Genomic DNA, 19,036 nt, shown 5'->3' on the forward strand with positions numbered 1-19,036 from the left:
TCGAATATATAATTACGGAAACAAGCTTATTGCAGCTTTTGCTTCCATTCGTATACTAAATTGAGCGCCTGCAGAGGCGTCATATTGATTAAATCGATCCCTTTCAGCTGGTCGAGCACCAGCTGAGATTTGCTGTCCGGCTGCTTCTTCTTGACAGCCGTGTTTGCTGTGCTGTCCTCCGCGAAGAGAGACAGCTGCTGTATAGGAGCTGCCTCTGGAGGGGCGGCAGCCGTCGTTGCGGCGATCTGCGCAGCGCCCGCCGCCCGCTCTTCAAACCCATTCAGCAGCTCATAGGAGCGCTGAATGATGGCATCGGGCAGCCCAGCGATTTCGGCACAGTAGATGCCGTAACTCGTACTCGCTGCCCCGGGGATGAGCTTGCGCAGGAAGGTCACCTGCCTGCCACTTTCTTTCACGGCCATGCAGTGATTGCGCAGATGCCCGAGGCTTTCTTCCAGATGCGCAAGCTCGTGGAAATGCGTCGAAACGAGCGTCTTACAGCCGATCCGGTCATGCAGGAACTCGATGACCGCTTGCGCAATCGCCATCCCTTCCCCGGTCGAGGTGCCGCGGCCAAGCTCATCGATGATGACGAGACTCTTGCTCGTCGCCTTTTCGGTCATCACTTGGATGTCCATCATCTCGACCATGAACGTACTTTGACCGCCGATCAGATCATCGGCAGCGCCGATCCGCGTGAAGATACGGTCAGTGACCGGTATGCGCGCAGATCTGGCAGGTACGAAACAGCCGATCTGCGCCATCAGGCAGATCACGGCAACCTGTCGCATATAGGTACTTTTACCGGCCATGTTCGGTCCGGTAATAAGTAGAATGCGGCCCTCATCTAGCAGCAGGCTTGTTTCGTTCGCGATGAACGAGCCGTCTTGAATGACCGCCTCCACCACAGGGTGGCGGCCTTCTTCAATCTCGAGATCGAAGCCTTCGCCGATCTCCGGCTTGCGGTAGTGGTGCGCCGCGCTGACCGTAGCTAGCGACTGATAAACGTCGGCGGTAGCGATCACTTCCGCCAGCTTCTGTAGTCTGGAGATATGCTCGGAGATCCGGTCGCGAAGCTCCGTGAACAGCTCATACTCCAGATCGACCATTTTATCCTGCGCCTCCAGAATGAGCGCTTCTTTCTCTTTGAGCTCCGGCGTTACGTAACGCTCGGCATTAGCAAGCGTCTGCTTGCGCTCGTAGCGGCCTTCCTGCAGCGCGGACATGTTCGCTTTGGTGACCTCAATAAAGTAGCCGAACACTTTGTTGTAGCCGATTTTGAGCGACTTGATGCCCGTCGCCTCCCGCTCCTGACGCTCAAGCTCTGCGATCCATTGCTTTCCGTTCTTACTTGCTTCCCGGAGTTGATCTAAGTATGGCTGGTAGCCTTCGCGGATCATGCCGCCATCCCGAATGGATACAGGTGGCTCGTCCTCAATGGCGCTAGCAATCCACGACATAACATCTTCACAGGCATCCATATTTTCGACGAGTTTGCGAAGCGTTTCGGAACCGGAAGCTGCACAGACTTCTTGAAGCAGCGGAACCTGCTGCAAGGAGTGCTTGAGTGCGATCATATCGCGAGCATTGGCATTCCCGTAGGAAATACGAGCAACTAAACGCTCCAAATCGTAGACTTCCTTCAACGCTTGCTTCACATCTTCTCTGATAATGAGCTGATTGTAGAGCAGATTGACAGCTTCCAGACGCTCTTCGATTCGGGAAACGCTCATGAGCGGTTTTTCGATCCAACGGCGCAGCATCCGAGCGCCCATCGCTGTTACTGTTTTGTCGAGCAGCCAAAGTAAAGAACCTTTTTTCGCTCGTTCACGTACTGTTTCTACAAGTTCAAGATTTCTTCGAGTAAAAGGATCCATCGTCATGAATTGATCGGGCTCATATACCCGGATATGCTTCACATGGGTCAATGCTCGTTTTTGCGTTTCTTTTAAATAAGCAAGCAGCAAGGCAACACCTTGACGGTTCAAAGCGGATAAACCAGGCAGTGCGGCATCCTCAGCAAAATGCTCATCCAGCAGTTTTTCATCCACTTGCGTCCATTCCGTTAGCACCGTACTTCGTCCCCAAGTGAGGCCTGTTTCCCGAATTGTCGTTAATAAGCCATTATCCGTAATAATCTCCGATGGGTTGTATACATTGAGTTCATCAACGACGAGTTCCCATGAGTTAGAAAGCCGTGTTGTATATAACTCCCCCGTTGAAATATCGCATGCCGTAAAGGCATAACCATGTTCCTGACTCACTAAGGAAACGATGTAATTGTTGCTCGATTCGCCTAGCAGCTTGCTATCCATAACGGTCCCTGGCGTAACGATGCGAACAATCTCACGTCGCACCACACCTTTGGCTTCAGCAGGGTCCTCAACTTGCTCGCAGATGGCGACTTTATACCCTTTCTCGATTAACCGAGACATGTAATTGTCCGCCGCGTGATGAGGGACACCGCACATCGGGATTTTCTCGTCTCCGCCGCCTTCTCTACCTGTTAACGTAATCTCCAACTCTCGTGAAGCATTGATCGCATCATCAAAAAACATTTCATAGAAATCACCCAGACGAAAAAACAAAAAAGCATCCGGGACTTGCGCCTTCACGGCCAAGTATTGCTGAATCATCGGCGTATATTGGGCCACCTTGCGTTCCTCCAACCAATCACTATATTCATTGTCAAAAATCTATGAAACTACCAAACTTCATTTTCATATGTGTGCAAAAAGAATGTCAGAGACTTTAATCGCCTAACCTTCTTATGAGAAAAGCGTCAAGATTAGATCCTGATGATTTCTCTAATAGGGCTGAAGAGATCTCTGAGTTTTGAATATTTAAGTATGTTTGTCCTGATTCGGTTAAGAGTCCCTAAAGACTGCTATTTATCCATTTTTAGCGCTTTTAGCCAAAATAGAAGCTTCTGAAGGCTCTTATCTAATCAGATATGCTTACATTTTCCAATGAATGCCGGAAATAAGAGCCTCTAAAGACTGCTATCCATCAACTTGCATCACTTATATGTAAAATAGCAGCTTCTGGAGGCTCTTATCCAACTGTAAATGCAGCATCAAAATGTGAATCCCGATGCACAGATTAAAACCATTTCAAATCTCTTATAGATACACTATTATAACATGATTTGTTCTTCAAAAGCTTCTTTACGATGGTAGGGTGCAATTTTCCAAGCTTTGCGAAAATCAGCTCTTTCGTTCCACGGCTCCATTGACATGATTCTTTCTCGGAGACGTTCCAAAACGGCAGCGAATAGGTCATAGCCCTTCAGCTGCTCAAGATCCTGCCAAAGCTTCGCAACCGTGGCTTGAAGCCGCTGCTTATCCCCACGATAGTAGGCCGTTTGAATATCCGGATCCTGCAAGGGCTGCCGAGGTAGCAGCCAATAGTTGTCAGCAATGAGCGAGGATAGCGCGAACACACCGCGCGTGATATCAGGCGACTGCATCCAGCTCGGCAGGGTGCGGTACTCGAAGCCCCCATGCGACTTCTTGCGGAAGTCGCCAAGGAAGCCGTACCGAGGGCGGCGCTCTCGCGTCGTGTCGCCCTCGATCAAGATCAAGGGCAGCGCGAGGTAGTTATCGAGCGCGCGCAGTAAATGCCCATTCAGCCAGCAGCGGCTGAAGTGGATATGTCCGCCGAGGGGGTAGCCCCCCACCGGCATGCCGCCCGAGAGCCACGAGAGGCTCTCGTCGTCGATCTTCCGCGCGGCGAGCTGCATCGTAGATCGCAGGTTCCTCGCCAGCTCGCGCGGGTCTGTGCTTGGCTGTGGGCGCAGCTCCGCCAGCGGCAAGATCAAGCGATGCCCGCTGAGCACTACGGCATCGCAGCCGACTTCGCCGTCCCGCGTCAGGAAGCGGTCGGCGAAGACGACCTTGCCCTGCGGGCTGAGCAGCAGGAACTCCGGGTCGCTGCCGAGCATCGCCCGCTCCTTGCGCCGCAGCTCCTTCGCGATGGCGATCTCATAGCGATCGATCGCCTGCGCGAACAATTGCGCCAGCTTCACGTTCAGCTTAGGAACGGGATCCACATCCAATACCAAGGTGTGCCCGCTAGGCAATACACCTATAGTGACAAGGCCATAGTCTAGACCGAGCGCATAGACAGCTTTTACAGACTCACGGCTAGCCCTACGGACATGAAAATTCGCACGATCTGGTGTAATTTCTATGTAGGCCGAACTGGCATTTAATTGTCTTTGATTATAGAGAGCTTTCTCCGACAATAGAAGCGTCTCCTTTTTCTCATAAACAACCAATGTCTGTAGATGAAATACAGCTACTTTATATTTATGTGTAAATGCCAAACGCTCTTCCTTGGTACTTCGGTCATTAAGCCAAGCTACAGTCTTGATGCCGTGCAAATGAAGCAGTTCTTCCCGCTTCGAACGCATCTGTGCCCTAAGAATCGCCCTGATGGGCTGCAGCGCCTGCTTCTCCGGCCACTCATCATGAGCAGCTCCCCAATGAATGACGACCTGGCCTCGCCAATCGACAGGCAGCCTTGATCCACTGGGTATGCGAATGAGATTCGCCAGCTCCAGCGCCTCTTTTTCCTGTGCGTGCAGTAAGAATGTTTCCATCCATTTTGCCCCTTCTCCGTTCTCATTCCAGCCTCACAGTCCCTATATCTGAACGAACAGCCCATTTATTGAAATAAAACAAAAAAGAGGGCAAATGCCCTCTGCCGAACCTCTTTCACCCGCATACACTGGCGTATAAGATTCCTTAATCCAATTCGTCCTCAAGCAAATCGGCGTCGAGATCCTCGAAATCTCCATCGCCGTTGTCATCGAAATCTACATGCTTGTCGTCGAAGTCATTGGGGCCGTAGGGGCTAACAATGACGAAGACTTTCGTTTCAGCGACCAACTCAACTTGGAACTCCCGTTCCACCCGAATGACTACGCTGTCGCCGCTAGAAGAAACACTTGCTTCCACACAGTTCGGCTCTTGCGTTGCGACAGCAGATACTTCAGCAGTTGTTGGCCTATGTTTTTTGTCCAGATAACTTAGCCCAACAATTTCTACATAAGAAACGGTTTCTTTTGCTACATCTGTTTTGGTGTTACGATCGTAAGAATACCAGATGTTGATATCATAAGTACCAACTACCTCTACGCCATCTCCGGATTGGATCGCCTCGAATTGGTTATTAATAATCCAAGCGCCCAATATACTGGTCGGAGAAAAGGGCGGAGTCACGGTATGACTTACATGCGAAAATTTGCGACCTTTACCGCAGACAGCTTTTGTAATGATCTCTCTGCTTTGCAAATCTTTATCTAATGACATCCTTTCAACCTCCTCCATACAATCATTCATTACAAGTGTATGCAGGACAGCAGTCTAGAGTGACAATTATTTTATATTATTTTTACGATATAAAAATACTCATATCTTTAAGAGTCAACCCGCCTCTGGTCGCTGTTTTTTTTGCTTTTTGGCTATAGATAAATATTGCATAAGCTCCCTGTTAAGCTGTAAAATGGCCGATCGCACCTCGAATTCTTCTCGGCTTTCCGGCAAAGGCAGCTGTTTATAACGAGCATCCAGAACTTGCAATTCTTTCTCAGCAGCACCAGTATAGTAGTCTTCCTTGACGGATTGACTAATATCTTCAAGAATCGCTGCCACCCACTCCCCCTGCGGCAAAGTTTGATACACTTGGGCAACCAGATCAATCATCCGGTGGATTGACTCCAACTGCTCACCCCTCATAAAAAAATAGACCTGCAAGTAGGGATCTCCTCCGAAAATGAGTGTATTCTCCATCGTACGTTTAGCCAGCCCTGCCCCTTGATCAATCTCTTCACTGACTTCCAAAAGCTCCTTGCCATCCCACACAACTGTATTGTCTCTCAAATGCTTAGCCATGTTTACGAAAATATCCGAGAATAGCGCCTCGATTCTTTGCTTATGCCCCTCAATCGCTTTATCCGTCTTTGGCATATAGGCGATATTGATGAGTGTCGCTGTACCCAATCCAATAAGCAGAAGATACATTTCATTCAGAACCGCCATCCATCCGGCAGATTCATAGGCGAAGAGATGCAGCATGACAACTGCCCCGGTCACCGCACCCTCTGTAATCCGCAACCTATGCAGGACGGGAAACACGACGAGGATGAATATACTGACAACCCACACATGGAATCCCAATACCATAAAAAGAAGAGAGCCTGTGAGAAGCGCGAGCATGGAAGCTAATATCCGATGCAATGCGCTTTGAATCCCTTTTTTCTTCGTTACTTCTATACCTAGAATAGCAAGAAGTCCCGCTGCCGCAGGCGTTTTTATCCCGAATACGTGCGCTAGATACATCGCTATCACGACCGCTAGCGCTGTTTTGAGCACACGAAAGCCCATAGCTTTTTCACCTCGTTGTTGGTTTTAACTATGGGCTCATTATTTCATTTTGGGCAAAATGTGGCAAGTCTTATCTATGCTTTGTCATTCTTTTTTCCAAATTGGACACAATTTGATACATAACTGTAGCCACAATCGCAATGACGAACAATGTAGAGATAACCAGCGTAAAATTAAACACTTGAAAACCGTATATAATCAAATAACCAAGACCCATTTGCGATACGAGAAATTCGCCTACGATCACACCGATCCACGCCAGACCTACATTCACTTTCAAAGTCGAGACGATGGCGGGGAATGAAGCGGGTAGAATAGCTTTTAAGAACACTTTTCGCTGATTACCCCCAAATAAAGTGACAACTTTCACATAATTGTTATCCACCTCTTTGAAGCTCCCGTACACGACTAGGGTTGTGATTATAACTGTTATTGAAAGTGTAGTTGCAATAATCGAAAGCAAGCCTGGACCTAGACCTACGATAAATAACGGTCCAAGCGCTACTTTAGGCATACTATTCAGCACGACAATATAAGGATCAAGCACGCGGGAGAGAAACGGCGACCACCAAATCACAACAGCTAACGCCGTACCGAACAAAGTGCCTAACACAAAGCCGATAATGGTTTCAACGACCGTTACGCCCACATGCGGAAGGAGGCTGCCATCAAGGAGTTTATCCCAGAGCAGCTTAAAAACTTTCGTTGGATAACTAAAAAGCAGCACATCGATCCACTTTAAACGGGCCGCCATTTCCCAGCAAGAAAAAAACAACAGCAGGATGGCTAGTTGAACAAGCCTTACATAGTTCGTTTTCTTTTTCCTTGCAGCCAAAAATTGCTGATGAACTTGCTGTGTAAGCGTATCGTCCGCATTTTCGTTGAGACGCGCCTGCTGCTGACCATCACTCATGATGCACGCCCCCAAACTCCTGCCAAATCAATCGAAAGAGTACATGGAAATCGGGCAGTTCCCGCGCTGCGAAAGGCACAGAAGACCGAATTTCCTGCGGAATTATAAATTCTTTGCGAATTCGTCCCGGATTAGGATCCAGCACAATAATACGATCACTCATCGCTATGGCCTCAGAGATATCATGTGTCACGAGGAGAGCAGTCTTCTTCTTCGCACGAAGAGTCTCTACAACCAAATCCTCCAATTGAAGCTTGGTCTGATAATCGAGCGCGGAGAACGGTTCATCCAGCAGAAGCAGTTCAGGCTCTGTGGCTAATGTTCGTACTAACGCGACTCGCTGGCGCATCCCCCCGGATAGCTGAGCGGGATAATAATCTTTGAAGCCGAGCAGCCCCATTTCATCCAATAAATGAAGCACACCCTGTTTCTTCTCTTTGGTTAAAGCTTCTGTAATTTCTAAGCCCATACAAGCATTATCTTCGATCGTCCGCCATGGGAATAAATAATCCTGCTGAAGCATATATCCCACCCTTGTCGATGGACCGTTCACGATCCCTCCCGCAACAGTCACAGTACCCACTGTCGGACGAATGAGCCCGGCAATGATCGACAAGAGAGTTGTCTTCCCACAGCCACTTGGACCGATTAGACTAACGAATTCACCCCGCTGGATAGCAAAATCAATCTGCTCTACAGCAAGTGTAGCTCGTTCCTCGGTCACATAAACTTGCGTCACGTCTTTTACAGTCACAGCTGTATCCATGTTCGTACTCCCCTCTTGTTCGATTCATCGACATGCCTAATGCTGATTACTACGGTTTTACGTTCGATTTCGCTTTCTCTGCAAAGGTATTGTTCACTAGCTTTTTCCAAGCTACCTTTTCTTTCAACTCACCCGCAGAAGTCATCACATCTAGCAAATTGTTCCATTCTTGTTCATCAACAATGCCATCCGTCGCGAATGATCCTTGATCCTTATAGCGCTTGACAACACTTTTTACAATTTCTACATCGATATCTTTAAAATAAGGCAGAACCGCATTCGTGATTTCATCCACACTTTTCGCGGCAACCCAAAGCTGCGCACGTTGTACCGCATTAGTAAACTTCTGCACTGTACTTGCGTTTGATTTTATGAAGCTTTGTTTGGTCATAAATACCGTGTAAGGCAGGTGTCCGCTTTCCACACCGAAGGAAGCCAAAACGAAGCCTTTGCCTTCTTTCTCAATAATGGAAGCTTGCGGTTCGAAGAGCTGTACATATTCCCCTGTTCCCGACGCATACGCGGATGCGATATTAGCAAACTCGATATTTTGAATGAGCTGGAGATCTTTTTGCGGGTTGATGTTGTGCTTTTTCAATGTGAATTCGCCTGCCATCTGAGGCATACCGCCTTTTCGTTGGCCGAGGAAAACAGAGCCTTTGAGCGAGTTCCAGTCGAACTTATCCACTTTCTTCCGAGCGACTAGGAATGTACCATCCGTTTGTGTTAGTTGAGCAAAATTAATAACCGGATCATCCGAGCCTTGTTGAGATACGTAGATCGAAGTTTCCGATCCAACTAAAGCTACATCAATAGCGTTTGACAGTAAGGCTGTCATCGTCTTGTCGCCACCTGGCGTGGTGGTCAATTCAACATCAAGCCCTTCATCCTTGAAAAAACCTTGCGATAAAGCCACATACTGCGGTGCATAAAAGATTGATCGCGTGACCTCACCAATACGAACCTTTGTTGTTTCTTGGCTTTTCGTACCGCACGCCGAAACGATTACACTGAGCAGTAGGACGGCGGATAATGTGATTCCCCATCTTTTCCGATTGTTCATAGACGCCCCTCCGATAAAAGTAGTACTGTATCCTATGCAGGAGCCCAGAAGTCGGTTAATATGTTTTTCTGATTCCACACTATATTCATTTTGTATTTCAAAATTATGTGCGAACGTGCTTTGGAGAGCATAACCTGCAAATTGTGCAGCATATAAAAAACAGCACCCTAAGGCAATATTCCTGCCTCAAGATGCTGCTTTGATTCATTTAAATACCGTAAACTGTTTGGTACTTTTCTTCCAAGTATTGAACCAGATAGTCGGGATTCAACTCTTCCCCCGTCACTTCGCGAATGATTTCATTCGGCGTCAAAAGCTTGCCGTGTTGGTACACTTTATCCGTTAGCCATTCCTTGATCGGAACTAGATTGCCTTCTGCAATCAAGCTATCGAAATTCGGAAGCTCTTTGCGAAGGGTATGCGTGAATTGCGCCGCGTACATGTTACCGAGTGCATAGGATGGGAAATATCCAAATGCGCCACCAGACCAGTGCACATCTTGCAGTACACCCTCGCCGTCATTCGCAGGAACCACGCCCAAATACTCTTCGTATTTGGCATTCCAGGCTTTAGGCAGATCAGCTACGGCAATCGTACCGTTGAACAGCCCTTTTTCCAGCTCATATCGAATCATAATATGTAAGTTGTAAGTCAATTCATCGGCTTCAATACGGATTAATGAAGGCTCAATATGGTTTATGGCGCGATAGAAGGAATCTACGTCCACATCATCAATTTGTCCACTAAACGTTGTTTGCAGCTCGCCATAGTAGCGATCCCAGAACTGTTTGCTGCGGCCGATCACATTTTCCCAGAAGCGGGACTGTGACTCGTGGATCCCCATCGATGTGCCTGTGCACAGATTTGTGCCAACTAAGTCTTTGGAAATGTTTTGCTCATACAGCGCATGTCCACCCTCATGAATCGTTCCGAACAAAGCAGATGTGATGTCATTCGGCAAATAGCGTGTTGTGATCCGAACATCACCTGGGTTCAGCGCCGTTGCGAAAGGATGAACCGTTTCATCGAGTCGGCCCGCTTCAAAGTCATACTGCATTTGCTTCAAAATGGAAAGAGAGAATTTCTTCTGCTTGCTAATTTCAAATTGTTGATCCAAAAAAGATCGATTAGGCTGATTGGCTGAAGCTTGAATACGCTGAAGTAAGGGAACCGCTTTTTCACGCAGCGCACCGAATACTTCATCTAATTTCTCAACTGTCATTCCCGGTTCATACATGTCCAACAAGGTGTTGTATTTATTGCCTTCATAGCCCCACAGCTCGATAAATTCTTGAGTAGTAGCTACGATTTTCTCCAAATAAGGCTGGAACGAAGCCCAATCGGAGTTATGCTTTGCATCTTCCCATGCGGATTCTGCTTGCGAGGTAAGGACGACATAGGCCTGATATTTCTCGGCCGGTATTTTTTTACTGCGATCATATTCTTTTTTGCATTCTACGACCATTTTTTTGGAAATGGCATCTAGCTTCTCTAGTTCAGAAGGCTGCATGAAGAAGTCCAAATAACTTCCCATCTCATCGGATGTAGACATACGGAAAACTTCGGTCGATAGCTCTCCGACGACTTCAGAACGAGTTTCAATTCCTTTTTTTGGAGCGCCGGTACGCATATCCCAATAAATTAAGGCGATGGCCTCCTCGTACTGCTTCATTTTGCGGACATAGGCCTTGAAAGATTCCAGCTTTGCTGGGGCTGCTTGCACACTCATGCTCTAATCTCCTCCCAAAAGTTTCTTATTTTATCATACTTCGTCCCCTACTCAGAATCAAATTTATGCTGGGGTATGATAGAATAATGACAAGCTTTGGCTAGAAACCTAACTGTGCAAACATTTGAAGGAGATGACTTTTATGAAAATCACGTTTACCGATACAGCAATTCATAGATTGACACCATTTACTTCTGATCAGAATGAAGCTATCTTAAAGCTAGTTTTTGATACAGAAGACTGCGGCTGCTCCGTGAATGGAGTGCCTACCCTTTGGCTAGTTTCCCATGCTAATCATGATGATCTTACCGCTGAAACCGAGACCTTTAAGCTTATTTATAAAGCCAAGGATGAGATCTTTTTTGAAGATAACATGAAAATCGACTACCATGAAGGAAATAAATCCTATATACTTAAGAGTAATAATCAAATCTATAACGCGGGTATGAGCTTAGTCGACAAAAGATAAAGCTGCGAAGAATATAGACAAGCAGCACAACAACTTACCTGGAGGGAAACCATGAATTTAATTAGTGAAATCTTGAACTATAATAAGGAATTCGTAGAAACGAAGCAGTATCAAGAGTTTCTGACCACGAAATTTCCAGATAAACGGATGGTAGTACTTACCTGTATGGATACGCGGCTGGTCGAACTGCTGCCCAAAGCCATGAATCTTCAAAATGGTGACGCCAAAATTATTAAGAATGCCGGAGCAATTGTCTCTCATCCTTTCGGAAGTGTTATGCGGAGTATTATCGTCGCTGTTTACCAGTTAGAAGCGGATGAAATATTCGTTATCGGACATTACGATTGCGGTATGACGGGATTAAACTCTGAGAGTGTGATTGCGAAAGCGAAAAACAGAGGTATCTCCGATGATGTCATTGAGACACTTGGACATTCAGGCATCGACTTGTCTCGTTGGTTAACAGGCTTTAATCATGTGCGTGAAGGCATCGAGAAAAGCGTTAACATCATTCGAAATCACCCCTTGCTTCCAAAAAACTTACCTGTCCACGGCCTCATCATGGATCCCCAATCAGGTCGACTCGATTTGGTGGAAGCCGGTTATGAGTCAGACGGCACCGTATCTTAAAAAATGGAATGAGCTAGCCCAAAAAAATCCATATAAAGAAGCCTTTCAATCCACTGTGAATGTGGAGTTGAGGGGCTTCTTTTTCTATGGTTTTAGCACTCGAAGTGGTTCGTATTAATGCTTCTCCCACCGCGGCTCTTGTCCAATTTAAGCTCATTTTCCGAGCTAACTCCATCACCACTCGCCGAAACGCGATTTTCGCGCTTATTTCCGTCACCTCTCGCTGAAAGCGCGGTTTTCGTGCTTATTTCCATCACCTCTCGCTGAAAGCGCGATTTTAGCGCTTATTCACCTTCGCTCCCCATCTTCTTCTCCTTATACTTTGAATCACAGCAGCATGGTGCCAACCTCTACGCATATCAATGTCAAAAAAGGCACTCACCCCTTAGAGGGGTAAGCGCCATTGCTCTTAATTTGTTACATTTTTATCGTTTTCACTAAGCGTTTAGCATCACCGTTAGGTGTTGCAACCACTTCGTACACGTTGATACTGACATCGGAACTCAATTGTTCGGATTTGATACTGCCGAAATCAATGAATTGAACGCCGGACATGATCTTCTGCTGCCCTGTGAAGGTCATTGTTTTGGAGCTTAACAGTCGCCCTTCCGAGTCAACAACTTCAAATGCCAGTGTTGAGAAGTTCGCATCCGTGATCACTTGCTCCTGCCTTTTCACGTCCAAATCCAAACGTAACCTGTAAGCATAGGATGAATCTTTGCTATATGTAGCGCTCACAGAGTAATCCTTCAAGTCGATGGTGTACGGGTACAAGGAAATAGCGCCTGTACTTGGTATTGGTTGAATGGCTGTTTTGTATGACCCTACCGCTAGGCGATTGGCATCATACACATTAAGTGCAAGCTGGTCGGCTTTCTCACCGGCAGGCAGCATGTAAGAATAACTCATCACATAGCTTGTGTTAGGCGCGATGGTCTTCGCTATAGCTGACTGTCGAACGCCAGAGTATGTGTATCCTTCAGCGCTTGTCAAATCCGTTTGGAAATCCGGCATTGTCAATGACGTTGTTCCTTTATTCGTCAGCTTATACTTCGCAACAACCGTCTTAAACCCGAAGTCCGAATTCTCACTCATCCCAAACTCCACAAGGGATACATCGACATTCGAATCAATGAGATTACTTGCCGTAAACTTGAATGGTGTGCCTAAGGTGTATGCTTGAGCAGCAGCGTAAGAGGAAACCTCTCCACCGTTTCCTGCACCGGCAAGTGTCGTAACCGAAACCGGCAAAGTTGCCGCTTGCTTACTGTTGTTTGTATCCGCATTCCCGGTTCCTGTACTCGGCTGAGTCGTCGTAGAAGCAACCGCCTGTTTCTCAAGCACAACCAACTGCAGTGCATCTGTGTTCAGCCCTGCGGGCAAAATGCCAGAGAAACGGAATGTCGTAGACTCATTCGGAGATAAATACGACGTGCGTACGGCGTTATCACTAGAGGTAACAGCTACACTGCCACGAAGTGCTTGGAACTCCGCCGATAAAGTTGGTATGGTCACAATTCCATCGCTTTGATTCGTTAAGGTCACGTTGGCTTGCAAATGCAATCCGTCCGATTGCTTACTTGCCGCTGCCCATGAGGTTGAGATCGCTAGGCCGTTAACATCCAAGTTTGGGTACTCCGTCTTGTCACCGATTTTTCCAATGGAAAAAGACTTCGCAACATTCAGTGAACCCAAAACGGTTGTCTTCACTTTGCCTTTTGGAGAGAATAGCAATGACAAATCTTTGGTCTCAAGTGCTGCTGGAACCGCAGCTTGTAAGGTGGCTTTAACAGGCTGCTGAGGAAGCAAGGATTGCCCTTCTACTTTGGCAAACTGGGCACTGTATGTCAGCCCTTTACTGTCCTGGAAATTGTATTCAAGTCCATCTGGCAGCTTGAGAGTTGAACTACTTAGATTTTCAAGTAGCAAGTCGGTATACACCATCCATGCCCCGTCTTTATATACTTTATAGCTTTTGCCTAATTGGGCCGTTACTAACGCATCATCAGCAAGTGTGGAGTCCAGTTCCTTCAAATTAAGAACCGCTTGTTGAAGCACCGATTGTCCCGACTCCGCCAAAACAGCCTCTACGGACAAAGCACCAATATCTTCCATCGCGTTATAGTTCCATTCGAAAATATCGACCTTTAACTGGGACGGATTCAAATTCGCGGGAATTTCAGAAGTAAATTTGAACGTGCCGGTTTCTCCCGCTTTCACACGCGCCGTTACTTTCTCACTCAGCTTCGCCGTGTAAGACACACCGTTAGTGTCTATAACTTTGACCCCATAGTTATTGAAATCAACCGGTGAGCTGCTGTTATTGTTTAGGCCTAATGAGAAGCGTAGCGAGCCATCCTCAGCCCCCGCAGACAAGGTAACTTTGTCCAATGTAAAGTAGACGGAATCACTGAGAAACACGCCTTCCTTCCCAGCAAAAGCCGATGTTGCAAAGGGGAATGTTAGGAAGCTTGCTGCGGTTAGCATTATAGCCGAACGACTGAGCAAGCGTTTCATCTTTCGTTGTTGGTTCACAGGTAGTCCTCCTTAGAGTTTTGCTTTAGCAAAACTTGCATCGTAAGCATAGTCTTGAGTTTTCGTTCGTTAGCATAATCTTGCATGTCTCAATTCAATCAGACCGCAATGCGTCAATTGGACGCAATTTGGACGCTTTATTTGCCGGATACAAGCCAAAAATAACGCCGACAAGCACCGAAAATAAAAAGGCATATAAACTAATATCAAAAGACAAACTGGTTGTTTGCTTGGGGCTAAAATAAGGCAGCGCATAGGATAATCCGATTCCAAGCGCAAGTCCGATTAATCCGCCCATCCCGCTGATGACGACGGCTTCCACGAGAAATTGCAGCAAAATATTTCTGCGCTTGGCGCCAATCGATTTGCGAATCCCAATTTCACGCGTTCGTTCACTCACCGTAACCAACATAATATTCATGATTCCGATGCCGCCGACGAGTAGAGAGATTAACGCAACAGCCACTAATTGATTCGTAAGTGTATTCGTTGCTTCAGTCCGTGCTTTAAGCAGTTCATCTTGGTTCGTTAAAATGAAGCCTGTATCGCTTTTGAACTTGTACGTCAAATACTGCTTCATTGTCTCTTGAGCGGTATAGATATCATCCTTCGTCGGCGCTTCAACGTAGGTTGTGCGAATTTGCCCCAGCTTGAATTGTCGTCTTGCTGTTTCCAAAGGCATAATCACTGCACTGTCAACAGAAGCCCCGCCGATGTTAGAGCCCTTCTCTTTCAGAGTTCCAATAACATTGAACACGACTCCGTCGATATTGATATCTTCACCTACAGGGTTTAACTGACCAAAGAACGTTTTAGCCACTTCACTACCCAATATTACGACATTCGAGCGAAACTCAAGATCAGCTGGAGCGAGATTGCGCCCCTTGTCAATACTTGCTTTAATTATGTTAAAATAGCGATCGTTCGTTCCAATAACGTTGTACTTCTCCTGCGTTCGATCATATTTAATGTTGGATCCGTTCTTCGTCATCGTTGGCGCAATCGACTGGAACTCCGGAAAATTCTCGAAATTCATCAGCTCATCATAATTCAATTGCGTTGCACGCCCGTTTCCGGTCGCGGTGACAACAAGCAGATTCGTCCCCATGTTCTCGTATTGCTTGGCGATTTGCTCGGAAGTGCCTTGACCAATCGATACCAGGGTCACAACTGAGCTTACTCCAATAATGACACCTAACATGGTTAAAAATGTTCGCAGCGGACTCGATATGATCGTACGAAGCGACATTCGAATGAGTTCACTTAGCTTCATACGCTCACCTCATGCTGTGCGCTCATCTGAATGTTATTCCTGTAGTCATCAATAATGACGCCATCCTTAAGGGAAACGACACGCTTGGCATTGTCAGCAATGTGATGATCATGCGTAATCAATACGATGGTATTTCCTTGAGCATTCAGCTGCAGGATTAGCTCCAATACTTCTTCACCCGTTCTGGAGTCCAGCGCACCGGTTGGTTCATCCGCTAAGATGAGCGATGGTGATATCGCAAGCGCCCGCGCAATGGCTACACGCTGCTGCTGACCGCCTGATAGTTCACTCGGCTTATGATGACCACGCTCCCCCATCCCGAGCATCTTCAACATGTTGTTAGCCCGCTCCCGCCGTTCCTTCCTTGGTATGCCAGCATAGATCATCGGAAGCTCCACATTTTCCATAGCTGACAAACGAGGCAATAAATTAAATTGTTGGAAAATGAAGCCGATCTTCTGGTTTCGCAGTTCAGCAAGGGCATTATCACCCATATTCTCGGTCACAACGCCATCCAGCGTATAACTGCCTGTCGTAGGCACATCCAATAAGCCAATCGTGTTCATGAGTGTCGATTTCCCTGATCCACTCGGTCCGATAATGGCGACAAAATCACCCTCGGCAACGGAAAGCGATATGCTGCGCAGAACATGAAGATCTTCTTCCCCGCGTTTATATGTTTTGGTAATCTCTTTCAGTTCAATGATATTCATACCGCAATAACTCCTTTCCCGGCCGTATTATCTGGTACCGCCACCGCCGTTAGTCCGAGTAGCCCCCGTATTGCCCCCAGCACCTCCGTTACCGCCTGCACCTGCTCCACCAGCTCCGCCTTGGAATCCAGCACCACCTGCACCGCCACCAAAGCCACCAGCGCCTCCAGCGCCACCGTTTTGCTGGAACTGCTGTCTCAAACGATTAATTTCATCTTGGCTTAAATTCTGCTGTCTCTTCACGACAGGCAGAACAACTTTATCGCCTTCTTTAAGACCTTCGGTAATTTCGATTTGCGTTTTGGAGCGAATTCCAATTTTAACCTCGTGTTCATTATCCACCGTACCATCGGCTTTCTTCAGAGAAACAACACGCTTCCCTTTTTGTGATTGCAGCGCTTCTGGCGGTAAATAAATAACGTCTTTTTTATCTTGAATTAAAATTTCACCTGTTGCCGTCATCCCATATTTCAACATATTGTCTTTATTTTCAGCAGCTAGGACAACATCATAGAAGGTTACGCCATTCGTTGTCGTTCCCACAGAAGAGATTTGCGTCACTTCAGCCGGGAAAATACGTCCTGGGTATGAATCAACCTTGATTTCAGCCTTCATCCCCGTCTTAATATTAGGTAAATCCAGCTCATCCACTTGCACCGGCAGCTGCATTTTCGCTAAGCTAGCAACAGCTCCGAACTGCGTACCGTTGGTTACCTTACTGCCGACCCTGAAATTACTCAAAATATCATTTTTCTTATTCACAAAGTCGGTTGAAAATACGCCGTCAAATGGAGCAACAATTTTGAGGGAATCCACCTTGTCCTTAGCCGAGTCCACTTTAAGCTTCTGCCGTTCAAGAGCAGACTGTTTCGTCAGAATATCATCGGCCAGCGTATCATTCACGAAGGTTGCGATCGTATCGCCTTGATGTACCATGTTCCCCGTTTTGAAAGGTAATACGGATATACTCCCCGTCGTCCCAGCCAAAATCGTCGTCACCTTCAGATACTGCAAGGCACTCTTGCCTTGTGAATCGACGGTTCGCCCACCAATGGTAACGGAACCCGACACATTCGTTCCTGCATCCATGGAGTTGTCATTCGGGACAGCAACTTCGATGTCGATCAGTTTACCTCCTTTTCCATCCGATTTTGGATCTTTGGAGATACTTTGAATCGATCCTGTTTTCGTGATCATAAATCCATCTAACGTAATATCCACCGGATCTCCCTTATGAAGCTGCGAAGCATCTTCCACAAAGAAAGGAAGCGTTACGGTTAAAGTACTTAAATCACCAATCGTGGCAATTTTGGTCGATTTATTGATTGTCGACCCTAAATCGATGTTATTCGCGTATGTAAGTTTACCGGAAATAGGTGCTTTAACACCCATTAATCCTTCCTGCTGCTGTAAGGCATTCAGATCTTTCTCAAGCTGTTCATATGTCAGCTGGGCATCTTGCAAATCGCTTTCCAAGCTTGTACTCGTTAGTTCAATAAGCACATCTCCAGCTTTAACCGCTTGGTTTCGCGTTAAATTAATAGATTTAATATTCGCATTTTCTGTAGATGAAATCGTTTGAGTATCTTTGGGCTCGAACTGTGCCGTGCCGGAGACGGAGAAGCGGATATTCCCTTTTTTGGCATCGACAGTCACCTCTTTAACAGCAGCAGCTTTTGCTTTCTTCCCTTTCCCACCGAAGTAAGCATACGAACCACCTGCACAAACGCTTACTGCGACAATCACAATGAACCACTTACTGCGATACCATTTCATGAAGTGACTAACCCCCTTAGAATTTTCGCCAGAAAACTGGCTTCGAAAGCATATGCTTAACTTTTTTGCTCAAACAAAACTTGCAACGTAAGCTTAAAAGTGTTCTACATCGCTTGCCACTTAAATTTAATCATGTTTGGATGTAAGCAGCTCCATTAGCTGCTGTTCTACACTGATTCCCATACTTCTTTGGTCAAAAAGCTGAAATTCACCGTTTCCACGGTCCGTCATGCCTGCTTCAACCTGGCGCTCCGCCTTTCTTTTTTGAATAAATGCATTGATTCGCTTTTCCCGTTCTTCTGAGGATACCTCTTCACCCAGATTGTCCATCCGCTCCGCCATACGTTTCTTCATTTGCTTGGATTGTTCATCCAGAAATGTTCGCTGCGAAAGCGTTAAGCCATTAATGACTTGTTTTTGTTCGGACTCGGTAATGCTTCCTTCATCCATGCTTTTGCGAACATAAGGCAGAATAGCCTCAGCCTGCTTGGCCGTAATGGTTAGGGAGTCAAGCCGATCCATTCGAATTAACCCCTGAAACAGCATAACAAGCTGCATCTCTCTAAGGTTTTGGACATCTTCAGCGAGGGGGGCTTCCTGCGGAGTTTTCCCAGATGATGGAGAAGGCGATGTCAATGCCGAAGTGCTGTCAAGCAAAGGCATGTGCCCACTGCAACCACTTAGCAGGAAGGAAATGAGCGTTAAACGCAGCACCATTTTCCGTGTGTATTTCACCTTACATACACCTCCAAAACAAAAAATCCTGTCCAACAGCAACAG

15 protein-coding genes are annotated in these 19,036 nt (G+C 46.7%); 2 read left to right on the forward strand and 13 right to left on the reverse strand.

The features are described from left to right. Nucleotides 1–26: 26 nt before the first annotated feature. The 8 genes from mutS to GC098_RS36900 all read right to left on the reverse strand — a co-directional run bounded on the left by mutS (nt 27) and on the right by GC098_RS36900 (nt 10,860). Nucleotides 27–2,654 carry a DNA mismatch repair protein MutS gene (mutS, locus tag GC098_RS36865; protein WP_171649295.1) on the reverse strand — a complete coding sequence of 876 codons (2,628 nt, stop codon included), beginning with the start codon at nt 2,652–2,654 and terminating at the stop codon, nt 27–29. Between the two features lie 482 nt (nt 2,655–3,136). Further along, on the reverse strand, nt 3,137–4,603 hold the full coding sequence (locus GC098_RS36870) for a putative amidoligase domain-containing protein (RefSeq protein ID WP_171649296.1): 1,467 nt from the start codon (nt 4,601–4,603) through the stop codon (nt 3,137–3,139). Between the two features lie 145 nt (nt 4,604–4,748). Then, on the reverse strand, nt 4,749–5,315 hold the full coding sequence (gene cotE / locus GC098_RS36875; RefSeq protein WP_171649297.1) for an outer spore coat protein CotE: 567 nt from the start codon (nt 5,313–5,315) through the stop codon (nt 4,749–4,751). A gap of 114 nt (nt 5,316–5,429) precedes the next feature. Then, entirely contained in the window at nt 5,430–6,389 is a 960-nt protein-coding gene (locus tag GC098_RS36880; protein WP_171649298.1) for an aromatic acid exporter family protein, read from the reverse strand. 70 nt (nt 6,390–6,459) lie between these two features. Next, nucleotides 6,460–7,302: an ABC transporter permease gene (locus tag GC098_RS36885; RefSeq protein WP_171649299.1), complete on the reverse strand. Its 843-nt coding sequence runs from the start codon at nt 7,300–7,302 to the stop codon at nt 6,460–6,462. Then, complete coding sequence (locus GC098_RS36890; RefSeq protein WP_171649300.1) at nt 7,295–8,068, reverse strand: ABC transporter ATP-binding protein; 774 nt, start codon at nt 8,066–8,068, stop codon at nt 7,295–7,297. Before GC098_RS36890 ends, GC098_RS36885 begins: the two co-directional genes overlap by 8 nt. Nucleotides 8,069–8,117: 49 nt before the next feature. Beyond that, entirely contained in the window at nt 8,118–9,131 is a 1,014-nt protein-coding gene (locus GC098_RS36895) for an ABC transporter substrate-binding protein (RefSeq protein WP_171649301.1), read from the reverse strand. 208 nt (nt 9,132–9,339) lie between these two features. Beyond that, nucleotides 9,340–10,860 carry a carboxypeptidase M32 gene (locus tag GC098_RS36900; protein WP_171649302.1) on the reverse strand — a complete coding sequence of 507 codons (1,521 nt, stop codon included), beginning with the start codon at nt 10,858–10,860 and terminating at the stop codon, nt 9,340–9,342. A 142-nt stretch (nt 10,861–11,002) separates the two neighbouring features. Between GC098_RS36900 and GC098_RS36905 the strand changes: the two genes are divergently transcribed. Beyond that, complete coding sequence (locus GC098_RS36905) at nt 11,003–11,329, forward strand: iron-sulfur cluster biosynthesis family protein (protein ID WP_171649303.1); 327 nt, start codon at nt 11,003–11,005, stop codon at nt 11,327–11,329. Nucleotides 11,330–11,380: 51 nt separating this feature from the next. Continuing rightward, a complete protein-coding gene (locus GC098_RS36910) occupies nt 11,381–11,959 on the forward strand; it encodes a beta-class carbonic anhydrase (protein WP_171649304.1) in 579 nt (192 codons plus the stop codon). Between the two features lie 417 nt (nt 11,960–12,376). On the opposite strand, the gene GC098_RS36915 is transcribed toward GC098_RS36910, so the two are convergent. The 5 genes from GC098_RS36915 to GC098_RS36935 all read right to left on the reverse strand — a co-directional run bounded on the left by GC098_RS36915 (nt 12,377) and on the right by GC098_RS36935 (nt 18,991). Further along, nucleotides 12,377–14,494: a hypothetical protein gene (locus GC098_RS36915; protein ID WP_171649305.1), complete on the reverse strand. Its 2,118-nt coding sequence runs from the start codon at nt 14,492–14,494 to the stop codon at nt 12,377–12,379. 94 nt (nt 14,495–14,588) lie between these two features. Further along, the gene (locus tag GC098_RS36920; protein WP_171649306.1) at nt 14,589–15,767 is read right to left on the reverse strand and encodes an ABC transporter permease; all 1,179 of its coding nucleotides are present in this window, start codon (nt 15,765–15,767) and stop codon (nt 14,589–14,591) included. After that, nucleotides 15,764–16,480 carry an ABC transporter ATP-binding protein gene (locus GC098_RS36925; RefSeq protein ID WP_216625563.1) on the reverse strand — a complete coding sequence of 239 codons (717 nt, stop codon included), beginning with the start codon at nt 16,478–16,480 and terminating at the stop codon, nt 15,764–15,766. Before GC098_RS36925 ends, GC098_RS36920 begins: the two co-directional genes overlap by 4 nt. Before the next feature lie 27 nt (nt 16,481–16,507). After that, a complete protein-coding gene (locus GC098_RS36930) occupies nt 16,508–18,256 on the reverse strand; it encodes an efflux RND transporter periplasmic adaptor subunit (RefSeq protein WP_171649307.1) in 1,749 nt (582 codons plus the stop codon). Between the two features lie 126 nt (nt 18,257–18,382). Beyond that, on the reverse strand, nt 18,383–18,991 hold the full coding sequence (locus GC098_RS36935; protein WP_171649308.1) for a hypothetical protein: 609 nt from the start codon (nt 18,989–18,991) through the stop codon (nt 18,383–18,385). Between the last annotated feature and the right edge of the window lie 45 nt (nt 18,992–19,036).

The organism is Paenibacillus phytorum, assembly GCF_013141715.1.
GTDB lineage: Bacteria > Bacillota > Bacilli > Paenibacillales > NBRC-103111 > Paenibacillus_E > Paenibacillus_E phytorum.

Bases quoted from the DNA above. Each gene is read 5' to 3' on its own strand.
- GC098_RS36870 (WP_171649296.1), bottom strand. From the start codon at position 4,603: ATGGAAACATTCTTACTGCACGCACAGGAAAAAGAGGCGCTGGAGCTG.
- cotE (WP_171649297.1), bottom strand. From the start codon at position 5,315: ATGTCATTAGATAAAGATTTGCAAAGCAGAGAGATCATTACAAAAGCT.
- GC098_RS36880 (WP_171649298.1), bottom strand. From the start codon at position 6,389: ATGGGCTTTCGTGTGCTCAAAACAGCGCTAGCGGTCGTGATAGCGATG.
- GC098_RS36885 (WP_171649299.1), bottom strand. From the start codon at position 7,302: ATGAGTGATGGTCAGCAGCAGGCGCGTCTCAACGAAAATGCGGACGAT.
- GC098_RS36890 (WP_171649300.1), bottom strand. From the start codon at position 8,068: ATGGATACAGCTGTGACTGTAAAAGACGTGACGCAAGTTTATGTGACC.
- GC098_RS36895 (WP_171649301.1), bottom strand. From the start codon at position 9,131: ATGAACAATCGGAAAAGATGGGGAATCACATTATCCGCCGTCCTACTG.
- GC098_RS36900 (WP_171649302.1), bottom strand. From the start codon at position 10,860: ATGAGTGTGCAAGCAGCCCCAGCAAAGCTGGAATCTTTCAAGGCCTAT.
- GC098_RS36905 (WP_171649303.1), top strand. From the start codon at position 11,003: ATGAAAATCACGTTTACCGATACAGCAATTCATAGATTGACACCATTT.
- GC098_RS36910 (WP_171649304.1), top strand. From the start codon at position 11,381: ATGAATTTAATTAGTGAAATCTTGAACTATAATAAGGAATTCGTAGAA.
- GC098_RS36920 (WP_171649306.1), bottom strand. From the start codon at position 15,767: ATGAAGCTAAGTGAACTCATTCGAATGTCGCTTCGTACGATCATATCG.
- GC098_RS36925 (WP_216625563.1), bottom strand. From the start codon at position 16,480: ATGAATATCATTGAACTGAAAGAGATTACCAAAACATATAAACGCGGG.
- GC098_RS36930 (WP_171649307.1), bottom strand. From the start codon at position 18,256: ATGAAATGGTATCGCAGTAAGTGGTTCATTGTGATTGTCGCAGTAAGC.